The 14,397-nt window shown below is 63.8% G+C and carries 14 protein-coding genes; 7 read left to right on the top strand and 7 right to left on the bottom strand.

The features are described from left to right. Positions 1-65: 65 nt before the first annotated feature. The 6 genes from CJU94_RS20740 (at position 66) to CJU94_RS20765 (ending at position 6,754) form a co-directional block, all read left to right on the top strand. Complete coding sequence (locus tag CJU94_RS20740) at positions 66-908, top strand: NAD-dependent epimerase/dehydratase family protein (protein WP_095420604.1); 843 nt, start codon at positions 66-68, stop codon at positions 906-908. After that, positions 905-1,834, top strand: a complete 930-nt coding sequence (locus CJU94_RS20745; RefSeq protein ID WP_095420605.1) for an SMP-30/gluconolactonase/LRE family protein — start codon at positions 905-907, stop codon at positions 1,832-1,834. The genes CJU94_RS20740 and CJU94_RS20745 overlap by 4 nt, the downstream gene beginning before the upstream one ends. Before the next feature lie 640 nt (positions 1,835-2,474). Then, on the top strand, positions 2,475-3,467 hold the full coding sequence (locus tag CJU94_RS20750; protein WP_095420606.1) for a TRAP transporter substrate-binding protein: 993 nt from the start codon (positions 2,475-2,477) through the stop codon (positions 3,465-3,467). A gap of 147 nt (positions 3,468-3,614) precedes the next feature. Then, positions 3,615-4,094 carry a TRAP transporter small permease gene (locus tag CJU94_RS20755; RefSeq protein WP_095420607.1) on the top strand — a complete coding sequence of 160 codons (480 nt, stop codon included), beginning with the start codon at positions 3,615-3,617 and terminating at the stop codon, positions 4,092-4,094. A 7-nt stretch (positions 4,095-4,101) separates the two neighbouring features. Continuing rightward, positions 4,102-5,454, top strand: coding sequence for a TRAP transporter large permease (locus CJU94_RS20760; RefSeq protein ID WP_095420608.1), 1,353 nt, complete (start codon positions 4,102-4,104; stop codon positions 5,452-5,454). A 100-nt stretch (positions 5,455-5,554) separates the two neighbouring features. Next, positions 5,555-6,754: a porin gene (locus CJU94_RS20765; RefSeq protein ID WP_095420609.1), complete on the top strand. Its 1,200-nt coding sequence runs from the start codon at positions 5,555-5,557 to the stop codon at positions 6,752-6,754. A gap of 168 nt (positions 6,755-6,922) precedes the next feature. Here CJU94_RS20765 and CJU94_RS20770 read toward each other — a convergent pair whose 3' ends face one another. From CJU94_RS20770 to CJU94_RS20780, 3 genes are all read right to left on the bottom strand, one after another. Then, positions 6,923-7,108: a 4-oxalocrotonate tautomerase gene (locus CJU94_RS20770; RefSeq protein ID WP_095420610.1), complete on the bottom strand. Its 186-nt coding sequence runs from the start codon at positions 7,106-7,108 to the stop codon at positions 6,923-6,925. A 53-nt stretch (positions 7,109-7,161) separates the two neighbouring features. Beyond that, positions 7,162-7,938 carry a class II aldolase/adducin family protein gene (locus CJU94_RS20775; RefSeq protein WP_095420611.1) on the bottom strand — a complete coding sequence of 259 codons (777 nt, stop codon included), beginning with the start codon at positions 7,936-7,938 and terminating at the stop codon, positions 7,162-7,164. A gap of 63 nt (positions 7,939-8,001) precedes the next feature. Continuing rightward, positions 8,002-8,940 (bottom strand): urea transporter, encoded by a 939-nt coding sequence (locus tag CJU94_RS20780; protein ID WP_095422717.1) that lies wholly within the window; start codon positions 8,938-8,940, stop codon positions 8,002-8,004. 244 nt (positions 8,941-9,184) lie between these two features. On the opposite strand from CJU94_RS20780, the gene CJU94_RS20785 reads away from it, so the two are divergent. After that, positions 9,185-9,739, top strand: a complete 555-nt coding sequence (locus CJU94_RS20785; RefSeq protein ID WP_095420612.1) for a putative glycolipid-binding domain-containing protein — start codon at positions 9,185-9,187, stop codon at positions 9,737-9,739. On the opposite strand, the gene CJU94_RS20790 is transcribed toward CJU94_RS20785, so the two are convergent. From CJU94_RS20790 to CJU94_RS20805, 4 genes are all read right to left on the bottom strand, one after another. After that, positions 9,714-10,658 carry an alpha/beta fold hydrolase gene (locus CJU94_RS20790; RefSeq protein ID WP_095420613.1) on the bottom strand — a complete coding sequence of 315 codons (945 nt, stop codon included), beginning with the start codon at positions 10,656-10,658 and terminating at the stop codon, positions 9,714-9,716. The genes CJU94_RS20785 and CJU94_RS20790 overlap by 26 nt on opposite strands. Next, positions 10,655-11,536 carry a metal-dependent hydrolase gene (locus CJU94_RS20795; protein WP_095420614.1) on the bottom strand — a complete coding sequence of 294 codons (882 nt, stop codon included), beginning with the start codon at positions 11,534-11,536 and terminating at the stop codon, positions 10,655-10,657. The genes CJU94_RS20790 and CJU94_RS20795 overlap by 4 nt, the downstream gene beginning before the upstream one ends. 112 nt (positions 11,537-11,648) lie before the next feature. After that, the gene (locus CJU94_RS20800; protein WP_095420615.1) at positions 11,649-12,557 is read right to left on the bottom strand and encodes an SDR family NAD(P)-dependent oxidoreductase; all 909 of its coding nucleotides are present in this window, start codon (positions 12,555-12,557) and stop codon (positions 11,649-11,651) included. 121 nt (positions 12,558-12,678) lie between these two features. After that, the gene (locus CJU94_RS20805; protein ID WP_095420616.1) at positions 12,679-14,277 is read right to left on the bottom strand and encodes a flavin-containing monooxygenase; all 1,599 of its coding nucleotides are present in this window, start codon (positions 14,275-14,277) and stop codon (positions 12,679-12,681) included. Between the last annotated feature and the right edge of the window lie 120 nt (positions 14,278-14,397).

A 14,397-nucleotide genomic window follows, 5' to 3' on the forward strand; every position in this document is an offset into this window, starting at 1 on the left:
CCCGCTCGATCCGCCAGGTCTGCTTCATCATGCTGATCTGATCGCACCCACACCAACATAGAAACATGACTGACTTGAATCTCGATCGCAGCGCGGCCCCCAAACCCTTCCGCCGGCTGCTGCTCACCGGCGCGGCGGGCAACCTCGGCCAGCAACTGCGCGGCGCGCTCGCTGCGTGGGCCGATATCGTGCGCGTCACGGATATCGCGCCGCTCGGCGAGGTGGCGGCGCACGAAGAGGCGTCGACAGTCGATCTCGCGGACGAGGCCGCCGTCCACGCGCTGCTCGAAGGCGTGGACGCGGTGATTCACCTCGGCGGCATTTCCGTCGAGGCGCCGTTCGAAGCGCTGCTCGAAGCGAATATCCGCGGTCTGTATCACCTCTATTCGGCCGCGCAGAAGCAGGGCGTGAAGCGCATCGTGTATGCGAGCTCGAATCACGCGGTGGGTTTTCATCCGGTGACGGATGTGGTCGATATCGACGCGCCGCCGCGCCCCGATAGCCTGTACGGCGTGACGAAGTGCTTCGGCGAATCGTTGTCGCGCTACTACTTCGATCGCTTCGGTCTGGAGACAGTGTGCCTGCGCATCGGCTCGTCGTTCGAGCAGCCGAAAAATCCGCGCATGCTCGTCACGTATCTGAGCTACCGCGACTTCATCGAACTGGTGCGCTGCTCGCTGTTCACCAATCGCGTAGGCCACGCGATCGTCTACGGCGTCTCGGATAACCGCACCAAGTGGGTCGATAACACCAAAGCCGCGTTCCTCGGCTTTCGTCCGCAGGACAGCTCGGTCGAGTTCGAACATCTCTTTCCGGTCACGGCACCCACGACCGACCTCGACGATCCGACCCAGCGTTTCCAGGGCGGCCCGTTCGTGCTCGCCGGGCCGATGGAGCCCAAGCGGTGAGCGCCGCGGCGAACCCGCGCGTGGAGCGGGTGGAGGCGGCAGGACAGGCGCCGGCTTCGGTCGGCGAAAGTCCGGTGTGGCGGGTGGCGGAGCAGGCGCTCTACTGGGTCGACATTCCGGCGCAGAAGATCGTGCGGTTGCGGCTCGACTCGGGTGAGCGTTGCGCGTGGCGGCTGCCGGAAAAGGTGGCATGCATTGCGTTCGACCATCGCGGCACGGTGCTGGCCGGCTGCGAGACCGGGCTGTTCGCCGTCGCGCTCACCGAGGGCGTGGCCGGCGGCGAGTCCGCGCAGGTGACAGGGCGCAAGCTCGCCGCGCCGGACTTCCCATGCGACGACATGCGTTTTAACGACGGCCGTTGCGACCGGCAAGGGCGCTTCTGGTCCGGCACGATGGTGCAGGACATGGCGGCGGCCAAGCCGGCCGGCGCGCTCTACCGATTCGACGCGCACGGCGTGCTGTCGGCGCCGGTCGTCGACGCGCTCATCACGCAGAACGGCCTCGGGTGGTCGCCCGACGGCCGGACCATGTATCTGTCGGACTCGCATCCTTTGCGCAGGCAGATCTGGGCATTCGACTACGACATCGAGACGGGCGAGCCGCGCAACCGTCGCGTGTTCGCCGACCTGAATCAGCATGCGGGCCGTCCCGACGGCGCCGCGGTGGATGCCGACGGTTGCTACTGGATTTGCGCGAACGACGCCGGTTTGTTGTTGCGCTTCACGCCGCAAGGCAAGCTGGACCGGCGGATTGCCGTGCCTGCGACCAAGCCGGCCATGTGCGCTTTCGGTGGGCGCGATCTGGACACGTTGTTCGTGACGTCGATTCGTCCCGCAGCGAACGCGAGCGAGCACGACGGCCATCTGTTTGCCGTGCGTCCTGGCGTGACCGGGCTGCCCGAACCGGAGTTCGCCGGCGCGTTGTAGGCGCAGCTTGTGTGAGAAAGGCGCCGGCCATGTCGACATGGCCGGCGCCTTTCTTTTGCTGGTCATGTTAATTCATCGCTCGTCGTACAACATTGTGACGTAAAACTGACGGTTTGTGCGCGGAGCTGGCACCAAAACGCCGCGTCGAATGACGCTGACCATTGCCTCCCAATTGCCGCGCCAGTTGGCTCGCCAATCGGCACACACCCGCTGCGCGCGAGGGTTCGTCCATCCCTGCCGATGCCTTGGTGGTGCGGGTAAATACCGTCTGTACAACTCAAATTGCGTTTTATAGACTTCATATGTTGTCGTACAACGTATAAGCCCAAACAAATGCCTTTCTGTGAGGTTTCAAGTTTCAGGGATGAACGAGGCGGCGTCGACGCGCGCGACACCTCGCGCGCGAGATGCAAGCTGAAGCAGTTGAAGCAAAAGTAAAAGAGTCGAGTTGTCTGACAGGAGTGCTGAGCATCTGCGCCGGGGACGTTGCACAGACCAGCATGGCAAGACGCTCGCGGCCGCAAACGGCGGCGGGCGCCGAGCCGGGAGACGCAGCAAACCATGTCGCATCCGCGGGCCGATGCCCGCAAGCGGGCCCTCCGCAATCGATTGGATGGTCAATTTTTCAAGGAATTTCACGATGAACAAGAAGTTTGCCTCTTCCCGTGTTTCGATAATCGTCGCAGCCTCGGTGCTGGCCTTCAGCACCGTGTCGGCACAAGCGCGTGTGTTCCGCGTGTCGGACGTGCATGGCGACACCTATCCGACCAACATGGCCGTGAAATACATGGGAGAACAGATCAATAAGGCAACCGGCGGCAAGGATTCCGTGAAGGTCTTCGGCAATAGCGCGCTGGGTTCGGAAAACGACACGATCGATCAGGTGCGCATCGGCGCATTGGACATGGCGCGCGCCAACGGCGCAGCGTTCAACGAAATCGTTCCCGAATCGATGATCCCGTCGCTGCCGTTCCTGTTCCGCGACGTCGACCATTTCCGCAAAGTGATGTACGGCCCGGAAGGCCAGAAGATTCTCGACGCCTTCAAGGCGAAGGGCATGATCGCGCTGACGTTCTACGAGAGCGGCGCGCGTTCGATCTACACCAGGAAGCCGATTCATACGCCGGCTGACATGAAGGGCCTCAAGGTTCGCGTGCAGCCGTCCGACCTGATGGTCGACGAAATCCGGGCAATGGGCGGCACGCCCACGCCGATGCCGTTCGCCGAGGTCTACACGGGCCTGAAGACGGGGCTGGTGGATGCCGCCGAAAACAACCTGCCGTCGTACGAAGAAACCAAGCACTTCGAAGTCGCGCCGGTCTATTCCGAAACCCAGCATTCGATGACGCCTGAAGTGCTGGTGTTCTCGAAGAAAGTGTGGGACACACTGACACCGCAGGAACAGGACATCATCAAGAAGGCTGCCGCCGACTCGGTGCCGTACTACCAGAAGCTGTGGACCGCGCGCGAGGCCGATGCGAGCAAGACGGTCACGAAGGGCGGAGCGACTATCGTCGGCTCGTCGCAGATCGACCGTGCGGCTTTCGTCAAGGTCATGCAGCCGGTTTGGGCGAAATACGAAAAGACCCCGCAAATGAAGCAGATCGTCGACGAGATTCAGGCAGTCAAATAAGGCTGGCGGGAACGGCGGCGCGCTGGCGGCGTGAAGGGCTTGCGGGAAGACTCGCGGGCCCTGGCCGCTGTGCGCCTCCTGAACCGAAATGCCGAACAGGATTGCTGACTAATAAAAACAGGTCGGTCGTATGCAAGGATGGGGTCAATGAGCTTCTTGAAGCGCCCAAATGATTTTCTCTTTCGCACGCTGGTTATCGTGGCGTCGGTGAGTCTCGCCACGCTGAGCCTGCTGGTGATCTACAGCGTCGTGATGCGCTACGTTTTCAGCGATGCACCGGATTTCGTCGAGCCGATCGCGCTCTTGCTGGTGATCGTGATCGCCATGTTCGGCGCGGCCCTCAAGGTGCGTGAAGGCGGCCATATCGGGCTCGACTCGCTCGTGAATAAATTGCCGCCCAGGGGCCAGCTCGTTGCAACGGCCTTTCAGCACGGTTGCCTGATCGTGTTCGCGATCGCGCTGTTCTTCGGCTGTCTGCAGATGGTGGAGGCCACCATGGAGGACCGCATTCCCATTATCGGGCTGCCGGAGTCGTTGCGTTACTGCGTCCCGGTCATTGCCAGCGTCTGCATTGCAATGTTCTCGTTAGAGAACCTGCTCGCGCTTTTCGCACAGAAACAAAAATAGAGCAATCATGGAACTTGCCATCCTCTCCGTCAGTTTCCTCGTTTTTCTTCTTCTCGGCGTTCCTGTTTCCTTCGGGTTAGGGCTCTCCTGTGTCCTGACGTATCTGTACGAGGGCTTGCCGGCGGCCACCGCCATGCAGTCGATGATTTCGGGCATCAACGGCTTTTCGTTCCTCGCGGTGCCGTTCTTCATTCTGTCCGGCGAGCTGATGCTGCACGGCGGCATCGCGGACCGCATCCTGCGTTTCGCGCAAGCCACGGTCGGGCATTTCCGCGGCGGCCTCGGCATGGCCAATGTGGTCGCCTGCACGCTGTTCGGCGGCGTCTCCGGTTCGCCCTCGGCGGATACGTCGGCCATGGGCGGCGTAGTCATTCCGTTGATGAAGCGTGAAGGCTACAGCGCGGCTTACGCGGTCAACGTGACGACGCACTCGTCGCTGGCGGGCGCGCTGATGCCCACCTCGACCAACATGATCATCTATGCATTCGCGGCCCAGGGCATCACCGGCACGCTGAATGGACACCCGATGAGCGGCGTCTCGATCGGCGATCTGTTGTTTTCTGGTCTGCTGCCGGTGTTGTGGGTGATGGGTTTCGTGCTGATCGCCGCGTACTGGCAAGCGGTCAAATACGGTTATCCGCGTCGTGCCGATGGTTCGACGGAGCTGCAGAAATTCCCCGGCTGGTACGCGGTGGCCCGCACCTTCCTCGGCGCATTGCCCGGCTTGATGGTGATCGCGATCATTCTGGTGTGCGTGGCCAAAGGCATTGCCACTGCCACAGAAGCCGCCGCGATAGCCGTGTTTTATTCGCTGGTGCTGACGATCGTCGTGTATCGCTCGATGACGATGAAGAAGCTGTTTCACGCGCTCTCCAAGGCCGCCAAAACCACTGGCGTGGTGCTGCTGCTGATCGGCGTGTCGAACATGCTGCGCTACCAGATGGCTTATCTGGAGATTCCGGATGCGATCGAACACATGCTCGACGGCGCGACCAGCCTGCCGTGGCTGATGCTGCTGTATATCAACCTGATCCAGATTTTCCTCGGCACGTTCGTCGACATGGCGGCGCACATCCTGATCACCACGCCGCTGTTCCTGCCGATGGCGATGCACGCGGGCGTGGGTCCAGTGCAGTTCGGCATCATGATCCTGCTGAACTGCGCATTGGGTCTGGTGCACCCGCCGATCGGCTCGGTTCAGTTCATCGGGTGCGCGATTGGCAATGTGTCGATTGGTGAAACTACCAAGGTGGCGTGGCCGTATTACCTGGCTATCTTCAGCGCGATCAATATCGTGACCTATGTGCCGATGTTTTCCACGTGGCTGCCTAGTCTGATCAACGGTCACCCGGTATTTTGAAATCCTTAATTACCGCCCCGAGGGAGATTCCCTTTGGGGACACTCGCCGGCGCTCGCACAGTGCAGCAAACAAAGAACAATCTTTTAAAGAGGAGCAGAAATGAAAAAGGCACTAGCAACCTCGGCCCTTGGGTTGGTCGCCCTCGGCGCGCACGCGCAGAGCAGCGTGACGTTGTACGGGATCGTCGACACGGGTATCGGTTATCAGAGTAGCCAGACGACGCTCGGTTCGACCTCGGGCGGACGTTCGGTCGTCAAGATGGTCAACGGCATCTGGGCGGGCAGCCGTTTCGGCCTGAAGGGCGCCGAGGATCTGGGCGGTGGCACGCGGGCGATTTTCCAGTTGGAAGAGGGCTTTAACAGCGCAAACGGCGCGCAGTCCGTTTCCGGCCTCGGATTCAACCGCCAGGCTTATGTCGGCGTGGCGAATGCCAGCTACGGTACGTTCACGGCGGGCCGTCAATATACGTCGTACTACACAATGCTCTCGCCGTATAGCCCGACCACGTGGCTCACGGGCGCCTACGGTGCGCACCCCGGCGATATCGATTCTCTCGATACGTTGTATCGCGCCAACAACTCGCTCGTGTACACGTCGCCGAGCATCTACGGTCTCACGGCTAGCGGCTCGTATTCGCTGGGCGGCGTGCCGGGCAGCTTCAACGCCGGTTCGACGTGGAGCGCTGCGTTGCAGTACCTGAATGGTCCGTTCGGCATTGCGGCGGGCTTCCAGCGCATCAACAACTCGACGCCTGGCGGCGGCGCGTGGGGCGCGGATTCCACGACGTCCAACAACGGCGCTCAGGCTGGCGTGTCGGGCATCAACAACGGCTATCAGCGCGCCCAGGCGCAGCAGCGCGTGGCGGTGACGGGCGGCTATGCGTTCTCGTCGCAATGGGACGTGTCGTTCTCGTACTCGAACGTGCAATACATTCCGGGTATCAACTCGCCGTTCCACACCACGGCGATCTTCAACACGGGCGGCGCCGTGGTGCACTTCAAGCCTTTGACGGCGCTCGATCTGGCGGCGGGCTACAGCTATACGCGCGCAACCAAAGCGAACGGCATCACGAGCTCGGCTAGCTACCAGCAGTTCAACCTCTCGCAGTACTACAGCCTCTCCAAGCGCACGGGTCTGTACGCGCTCGAGGCGTATCAACGCGCAGGCGGCCAGACGCTGGGAACGAACGGCGTGAGCATCATCAATGCGACGGCCGATATCGGCGACGGCCAGAACGGCGCGCCGTCCTCGTCGCGTAGCCAGTTTGCCGCGGGCGTGGGCATCATCCACAGGTTCTGATGGCGGAAGCCGGTGGCGGTGTGTTGCTACACCGCCACGGCGACGCGTTTTAATGCGCGTCGCAGAGCATCACCGGCTGCGCGCGCAATGCGCGCAGCATTTTCGACGACGCCAGGCCCGCGGCATTGCGCGCGTCGGACCAACCCGCGCGTGCGGCACGCTTCGCGCTTAGGCGTCGGACCACAAACGCCCACCCGTCGCCCAGTTTTCGCGTTTCACGTCGGTCAGGATGATATCCACCGAGTTGGCCTCGACACCGAGCGATTCGCAGGTCGCTCTGGTAATGGCTTCGACGAACTGGCGTTTCTGTTCCACCGAACGGCCCTCGAAAAGTTCGATATGAAACGTGGGCATGGCATGACTCCGTACAGGTTTGAGATGGGGTTGAGGTGAGCGTAAGGCCCAATTCAATCGCGATAGCCGGGATCGAGCCTGTCGAGCTTGCGCAGCAGGGCAGGCCATTCGAGCGCGCCTTCAATGGCGCCGCCATCGTACAGTTGTTGCGCCGTGCGGGCGGCGACCGCATCGTTCGGCACTACGAGTTCCGTGCCGCATGCCTGCGCCTGCAACTGGATCTCGCATGCCTTGAGCAGCGTGGCCATCAGCACGTAGGCTTCGGCGACCGTGCGACCGACGGTCAGCGTGCCGTGATTGCGTAAGAGCATGGCGGCCTTGTCGGCGAGATGGGCGACGAGACGTCCGCCCTCGGCCGGCGTGAACGCGAGGCCTTCGTAATCGTGGTACGCGAGTTGGCCGTAAAAACGCAGCGCGTGCTGCGAAGCGGGCAGCAGGCCGGCCGGCTGAGCGGAAACCGCCACGCCCGCCGTATTGTGCAAATGCATCACGCAGAAGGCATCGGCGCGCGCCGCGTGGACCGCCGCGTGCAGCGCGAAGCCGGTCGCGTTCACCGCGTGTTCGCTCGCGCCGACGATATTGCCGGCAATATCGATCTTGACGAGGTTCGACGCGCGGACTTCATCGAATGCGAGGCCGAATGGATTGATCAGGAAGTGGCCGGGCTCGTCCGGAACGCTCGCCGAGATATGCGTGTAGATCAGATCGTCCCAGCCGTTGAGCGCCGCGAGCCGATAGGCGGCGGCCAGGTCGACGCGGGTCTGCCGCTCCGCGTCGGACCGTGGACCCGTTTCGGCGACGCGGCCGGCGGGGGTGTGAGTGAACGACATGTCTGTCTCCTGAAGTCATTTGAGCGCCGCGGCGCGTGCGTGGCGAAAAAGCGGCGGGCTGGCTCACGCGTCCACGGGAACCTTAGTCGCCGCCGCGCGCGCGGTGTCGTTGCGGTGAGCGGGTTGCGTCGCGCCCGCGCCATGTGCCGGGCGCTGCTCGAGCCACTGCACGCTCCATGTCGCGAGCACGAAAGGTGCTGTCATCGCCGGCCAGCCGAAGTGTGCGGCCGCGGCTTGCAGCACCACCGACAAGGCCACGCCGCCGAGCATCGTCAAGACACCACTGTCGGCCAGCGCGAGTGCGGTCAGCGCGCCGTTGAATCCTAACAGGCCTGCGTCGAACGAGCTTGCGGTGGCGCCGAGCAGCAGGTGCGCGACGCTGGCGAACCCCGCGCCGATCAACGCCCACAGCGCATGCCAGGGTGACGACGCCGCGATGCCGACCAGCACCAGCAGGCCGGGTAGCGCATTCGAAGCAAAGCCGGTCTGCGCGAAGCCGGCCAGCAAGCCGCTGCCCCATTGCGCGGCGCTCAGCGCGTGGGTCGCGGCCACGCTTGCCGGTTGCGTGCCGGACGCGGCCAGCGGCAACCAGAGCCAGGTGAGGATCAGACACGGGCTCGAAAAAAAGCCGAGCCCCCGGGCACGCAGCATGCGCGACCATGGCTCCAGAAGCCACGCGGTAGCCGTGGCGGCGAGAATCGCCACGGCGGCGGCGGTGGCATTGTCGGCGATGAAGTGGCAGGCGGCGAGACCCGCCAGCGCGCCGTTGAAGCCGTGCAACCCGGCACGCGTATCGTCCTCGCGGTATCCGGCCAATACCGCGCTCACATTGGCCGCGACCGCACCCATGAGCGCGGCGCACGCAAGGCGCGGGTCGTCGAGCAGCCACGCACCCAGCAGGCACGCGCCGGTGAAGGCGTTCGGTTGCAGCACGATCTGGCCGAGACTGCGCAACAGCGTGCGCAAGGCGGCGGATCGAGATTCGGTCGCGGCGGCGTGCATGATGTGAAGGCGGCGTGATGTCGTTGAGGCGCAAATCCGGGGCGCGCGTGTCGAGCGCGCCGCGCGGGACGACTGCGAACCGCGAGGATAGGCCAGCTGCGCTGCGCCGTGCATCGCCGTGCGTTGATAGTGGCTATTTGCGACACCTGCCTGGAACCGCCTGGCGGGTCGGCGAACCGAAGGCTTTCGCGCTACGATAGTAGGCCGGCGCGCAGGCTGCGCCGTTTCACGAGGAGACACGCACATGCGCGAACTACGTTGGGCATCGGAAGAAGGCGACGGTATCGAACATCTGGCGTTCGACGCGCATGAGGACGGCTTCGCGGCGGAAAGCGTGCTGGTCGGGCAGCGCTATGGCAAGGCGTATGGACTGCATTACAAGGTGCGCTGCGACGCGCAATGGCGCACGCGTTATGCGTGGCTGAAGATCGTCGGCGGCGGCGAGCTGGAACTGCATGGCGATGGCGAGGGCCACTGGCACGATGGACACGGGCTCGCGCTGAGCGCGATCGAAGGCTGCATCGACATCGATATCGCCGCCACGCCGTTGACCAACACGTTGCCGATCCGCCGTTTGCAACTGGCCGAAGGCGAACGTCGGCCCATTTCGGTGGCGTATATCTCGACGCCGGATTTGCAGGTCACGCGTGTGGAGCAGGCCTATTCGTGCATCGCGTTGGATCGCGAGTATCGCTACGAGGGCATTTTCCGCGATTTCGCGGCGGACATGAAGGTGGACGAAGACGGTCTCGTGATCGACTATCCGACGCTGTTCACACGCCTGCCGCGCGCGCGTTGAGCGTGGCGGCGGCCGAGCCGCCATGGTCCGTGCGGTGCCGTTCGACAAAACTTGCGATGGCCGCCGCGACCCGCTCGGGCTCGCGCAGCACGACCCAATGGCCGGCATCCATCTCGACGCGCTCATGGGCGCCGAGCCAGCCCTCCAGTCCGAGCGAGAGCGCCGGCCCGACGTAGCGGTCATGCAGCGGCACGAGGAATTGCACCGGCGCGTGCGCATGACGCGCGCGCGGGTGCAGCAGCCTGTCGATGAAATTGGCGCGGTAGAGATTCAGGCCGTTGATCGCGTTGCGCATCTGCGCGGGATCGGGCGCCGGGCGCACGCGTTCCGTCACACGCAGCCATAGCGGCCACCAACGTGCGCCGCCCGCGCGCCATATCCACTCCGGCAGCCACGGCAAATGAAAGAAGAAGATGTACCAGGATTTGAGCGCTTGCCGCACGCCGCTGCCGAATGGGCGCTTTGCCGTCTGATGCGTGGTTTGAGCGTCGCCGCCGCCGCGTAAGTCGAAAGACGCATGATCGAGACACGGCCCCGAGATCGACGTGTACGAGGCAATGCGGCCTTTGAACGACGGATCGGTCACCGCTTCCCAGCTTTGAATCGAGCCCCAGTCATGCCCGACGAGATGAAACGGCCGTGTGCCGCACGTCGCATCGGCGACCGCCGCGAGATCGGCGGCGAGGCGTTCGAGCCGGTAAGCGCTGCGTGTGGCCGGCGCCTCGGAAGCACCCGCGCCGCGCACGTCGTAGGCGATCACGCGGTAGCGTGCATCCAGTTGTGCGCGCACCGGTTCCCATACTGCTGCCGAATCGGGGTAACCGTGCACCAGCACGATCGGCGGCGCGTCGCGCGGTCCGCTCACGTAGACCGCGAGCCGCACGCCGCCGGCCTCGACCGAGAGCGTGTCGCGTATCACGCGGCCGCCTGCACGCCGCGCCGCGCGGCCTTGCGGGCGCCCGGCGTGGCCGCGTTGGCCGCATCGACCGCCGCAACCAGTCCGTCGATGCGCGCCAGTTGCGCGCGGTTGTCGTGATCCCACGGGTGGAAGCCGGGCCGGAAAAAGCTCAGCCATTCACCGGCAATGCGCGGAAACACGCCGTGGCGCGGACCGTATAGATACTTCACGACGCGCCACATGCCGCGCAGATGGCCGCCACGTTTGCGGTCGGCAATGATGAGCCGCACATGGTAGTCGAACACGATCAGCCAGAACGTCACGGTGGTGGCGAGCATGGTGCCGGTGCGCAGCAGATAACGGCCGAGCCCTGGCTTCAGCACGGTGTTCCACACGTCGTACGAAACGGACTTGTGTTCGGTTTCTTCGAGTGCATGCCAGGTCCACATCTGCGTATAGCCCTCCACCGAGCCGCCAATGCGGGTCGCGTCCTGCAGCAGCAGGCCCGCCAGCATGGCCGTGTAATGTTCGAGGCAGACGGTCACCGCGAGCTGGTACGAATGCGGCAGGATCTTGCGGCCGAAGTTGAGAATCGCCCAGAGCCGTTTGTCGAGCTTATGCGCGGGCAAGCCGGCTTGCTGCAACAGATCGTTGTATTCCACATGCTCGCGCGTATGCATGGCTTCCTGGCCGATGAAGCCGAGCACCTGCTTCTTCAGCACAGGGTCGTCGATCTGGTCGCGATAGTTGCGCACGCTATCCATGAAGAAACGCTCGCCGGCCGGGAACAGCAGCGACAGCGCGTTGAAGAAGTGTGTCACATGCGAGCCTTGCACGTGCCAATCGCAGGCACGCTCCTGCGGCAAGTTGAAACGAAGGTCGCGGCGAACCGGCATCATGGCCTTTCTCCTTGAGATGCTTTATCCGTTGCTGATTGGTCTGATCGGGTGGTGTGCATGGCGCGGCTGGCAACGTAGCGGGCGCGCGGGAAGCCGCGCAAAGGGCGGCGCATCAGGCGCGCTTGCCGTCCAGTTGCGCGGCGCGCCGCGCGCGTTTCTCCGCGATGCGCTTCATCCGGCGCGTTTGCATCACCACGAGCGCCTGATAGGCCGCCGGCAACGTGCGCGCCAGCCAGTCGGCGGCCCGCGCGTCGCGTCCGATCAGAACGCGCCGTTTGTTCCTGCGCACGCCTTCGAGAATCACGCGGGCCGCTTCGTCGGCGGTGGTGATGAAGAACTTCTCGAAGTCGTCCTTGCCTTGCTGTTCGGTTTCCAGCATGAAGCCGACCATGTTCGGCGAGATACGGCTCGATTGCGCGATTGCCGTGCGGATGCCGCCGGGATGCACGCAGGTTGCGGACACGCCGCACTTCATCAGGTCGAGTTCCTGGCGCAGCGCTTCGGTGAAGCCGCGCACCGCGAACTTGGTCGCGTTGTAGCCGCTCATGCCCGGCTGGGAGAACAGCCCGAACACGCTCGACGTGTTGACGATATGACCCGCGCCCGATGCCTTGATATACGGCAGAAACGCCTTCGTGCCGTGCACCACGCCCCAGAAGTTGATGCCGACGATCCACTCCAGATCGGCGTAGTCCATGCCTTCAATGGTGCTCGACAGCGCGACGCCCGCGTTGTTGAACACCAGGTTCACGCGCTGATGTTGCGCGGCGGTTTCGGCGGCCCAGTCGAACATGGCGGCGCGGTCCGCGACGTCGAGCACCTTGGTGGTGATGCGCAGCGGCGAGCCGACGATCTGCGGTGCCGCGGCCTGCGCAAGCTGCGCGGTTTCGGCAAGGCTTGCGGCATTGCGGTCCGCGAGCGCGAGGTGGCAGCCTTCGCGGGCAAGCTGGATGGCGAGCGAACGGCCCATGCCTGAGCCTGCGCCGGTGATCGCGGCCACTCTGTCGGTAAAGTTTTTCATTGGCTTGTCTCCCATGCAGTAGCAGTCGGGCAGAGCTAGCGCTTCAGCGCCTCACTCCAGTCCCGTGCAAACTCGTTGCTGTTCTCCCTGAACGGCGCCCTGTCATGACCGTCATGTCCTGTCAGCCCGCTTCCGCCGACGCCGTCGCGCCGCCGCGCGCCTGCACGGGGGGCTGCGACATCACCGGCGCGCTTGCCGGCCGCGGCGCGGACGAATACGCGAGGTAATCGCCCATGCTGAACGTGCTGGTGGCCTGGCGGAATCTGTATGCGAATCCCGGCCACAGCGTGGTGTTCTTGCCGGATTTCGGATCGAGATACCAGCTCTTGCAACCGCCGGTCGACCAGATCGCGCGGCCCAGTTTCTGCTGGATCTGTTCGTTGTACGCGCGCTCGACTTGCGGACGCACTTCGATGGCATCGGCGCGCTGCGCGCTCATCGCCTTCAGTGCGCGAAGAATGTATTCGACCTGCGACTCGATCATGAACACCATCGAGTTATGGCCGAGGCCGGTGTTCGGTCCGACGATCATGAAGAAGTTTGGATAACCAGGCAATGTCGTACCGAGGTACGCATGCGCGCCGTCGCGCCACGTATCGACGATATCGACACCGCCGCGCCCCCGCACCACGCCGCGCGGAAACGGATCGGCCACCTGAAAGCCGGTGCCGAAGATCAGGCAGTCGGCGCGATGACGCGCACCGTCGGTGGTGACGACCGCGTCTTCCTCGATACGGGCGATGCCGGTGCTCGTCACCGAAACGTTCTGGCGCGACACGGCGGGGAAGTAGTCGTTCGAGATCAGGATGCGCTTGCAGCCCATCGTGTAGCTGGGTGTGAGCGTGGCGCGCAATTGCGGATCGCGCACCTGGCGGCGCAGATGCCGCTCGGCGACTTTTTGCGCTGTCTTCATCAGCGAAGGGTGAATCGCAAAACCAAACGCGCGCGATTCGAGCATGCAATAGAGCGCCGAGCGCATGATCTTCTGCGTGAACGGCAGATGTTTGAACAGCCATTGCTCCAGCGGCTTCACGCGGCGGTCGGCCTTCGGCATGATCCACGGCGGCGTGCGCTGGAACAGGTCGAGATGCGCGACGCGCGGCGCGATCTGCGGAACGAACTGGATCGCGCTCGCGCCGGTGCCTATCACGGCGACACGCTTGCCTTCGAGCGAATAGCTGTGGTCCCAGTGCTGCGAATGGAACGCTTTGCCCTTGAAATTCTCGATGCCGGGAATATCCGGCATGGCCGCGCGCGACAGGCCGCCCATGCCCGAGATCAGCACGCGTGCCGACCATTGCTGGCCGTTCGCGAAGCTCAGCTGCCAGCGGTGGCGCGTTTCGTCGTAAGTCGCGCTCGCGAGTTCATGGCCGAAGCGCAGATGCCGCTGCACGCCGAAACGCTGCGTGCAGTCCTCGAGGTAGGCGCGGATTTCCGGCTGACGCGCGAACATGCGGGTCCAGCGCGGATTCGGGGCGAAAGAGAACGAATAGACGTGGGATTGCACGTCGCACGCGCAACCGGGGTAATGGTTGTCGCGCCACGTGCCGCCGACGGAATCGGCCTTTTCAGCGATGATGAAGTCGCTGATGCCGGCCTGGCGCAGGCGGATCGCCATGCCGAGGCCGGCGAACCCGGACCCGATGATGGCGATATCGGTCTCGATGGGCGCGGACGCGTCCGGCGCCGCGGTCTCATGGGGCAGCATGCGTGCGTTCATCCGATCCGTCTCCTTTTTACTCTCTTAACTGTTACATTTGTTAGTGTAACAATAGAGACTGGTAACGGATCGCGCAAGGAGGCGGTTAGACGCCCGACTCTAGGAACGGATGCACGCTGC

This window comes from Paraburkholderia aromaticivorans, assembly GCF_002278075.1.
Taxonomy (GTDB): Bacteria; Pseudomonadota; Gammaproteobacteria; order Burkholderiales; family Burkholderiaceae; genus Paraburkholderia; species Paraburkholderia aromaticivorans.

Coding starts and splice junctions, on each gene's coding strand:
- CJU94_RS20740 (WP_095420604.1), top strand. CDS start 66: ATGACTGACTTGAATCTCGATCGCAGCGCGGCCCCCAAACCCTTCCGC.
- CJU94_RS20750 (WP_095420606.1), top strand. CDS start 2,475: ATGAACAAGAAGTTTGCCTCTTCCCGTGTTTCGATAATCGTCGCAGCC.
- CJU94_RS20755 (WP_095420607.1), top strand. CDS start 3,615: ATGAGCTTCTTGAAGCGCCCAAATGATTTTCTCTTTCGCACGCTGGTT.
- CJU94_RS20760 (WP_095420608.1), top strand. CDS start 4,102: ATGGAACTTGCCATCCTCTCCGTCAGTTTCCTCGTTTTTCTTCTTCTC.
- CJU94_RS20765 (WP_095420609.1), top strand. CDS start 5,555: ATGAAAAAGGCACTAGCAACCTCGGCCCTTGGGTTGGTCGCCCTCGGC.
- CJU94_RS20770 (WP_095420610.1), bottom strand. CDS start 7,108: ATGCCCACGTTTCATATCGAACTTTTCGAGGGCCGTTCGGTGGAACAG.
- CJU94_RS20775 (WP_095420611.1), bottom strand. CDS start 7,938: ATGTCGTTCACTCACACCCCCGCCGGCCGCGTCGCCGAAACGGGTCCA.
- CJU94_RS20780 (WP_095422717.1), bottom strand. CDS start 8,940: ATGCACGCCGCCGCGACCGAATCTCGATCCGCCGCCTTGCGCACGCTG.
- CJU94_RS20785 (WP_095420612.1), top strand. CDS start 9,185: ATGCGCGAACTACGTTGGGCATCGGAAGAAGGCGACGGTATCGAACAT.
- CJU94_RS20795 (WP_095420614.1), bottom strand. CDS start 11,536: ATGATGCCGGTTCGCCGCGACCTTCGTTTCAACTTGCCGCAGGAGCGT.
- CJU94_RS20800 (WP_095420615.1), bottom strand. CDS start 12,557: ATGAAAAACTTTACCGACAGAGTGGCCGCGATCACCGGCGCAGGCTCA.
- CJU94_RS20805 (WP_095420616.1), bottom strand. CDS start 14,277: ATGAACGCACGCATGCTGCCCCATGAGACCGCGGCGCCGGACGCGTCC.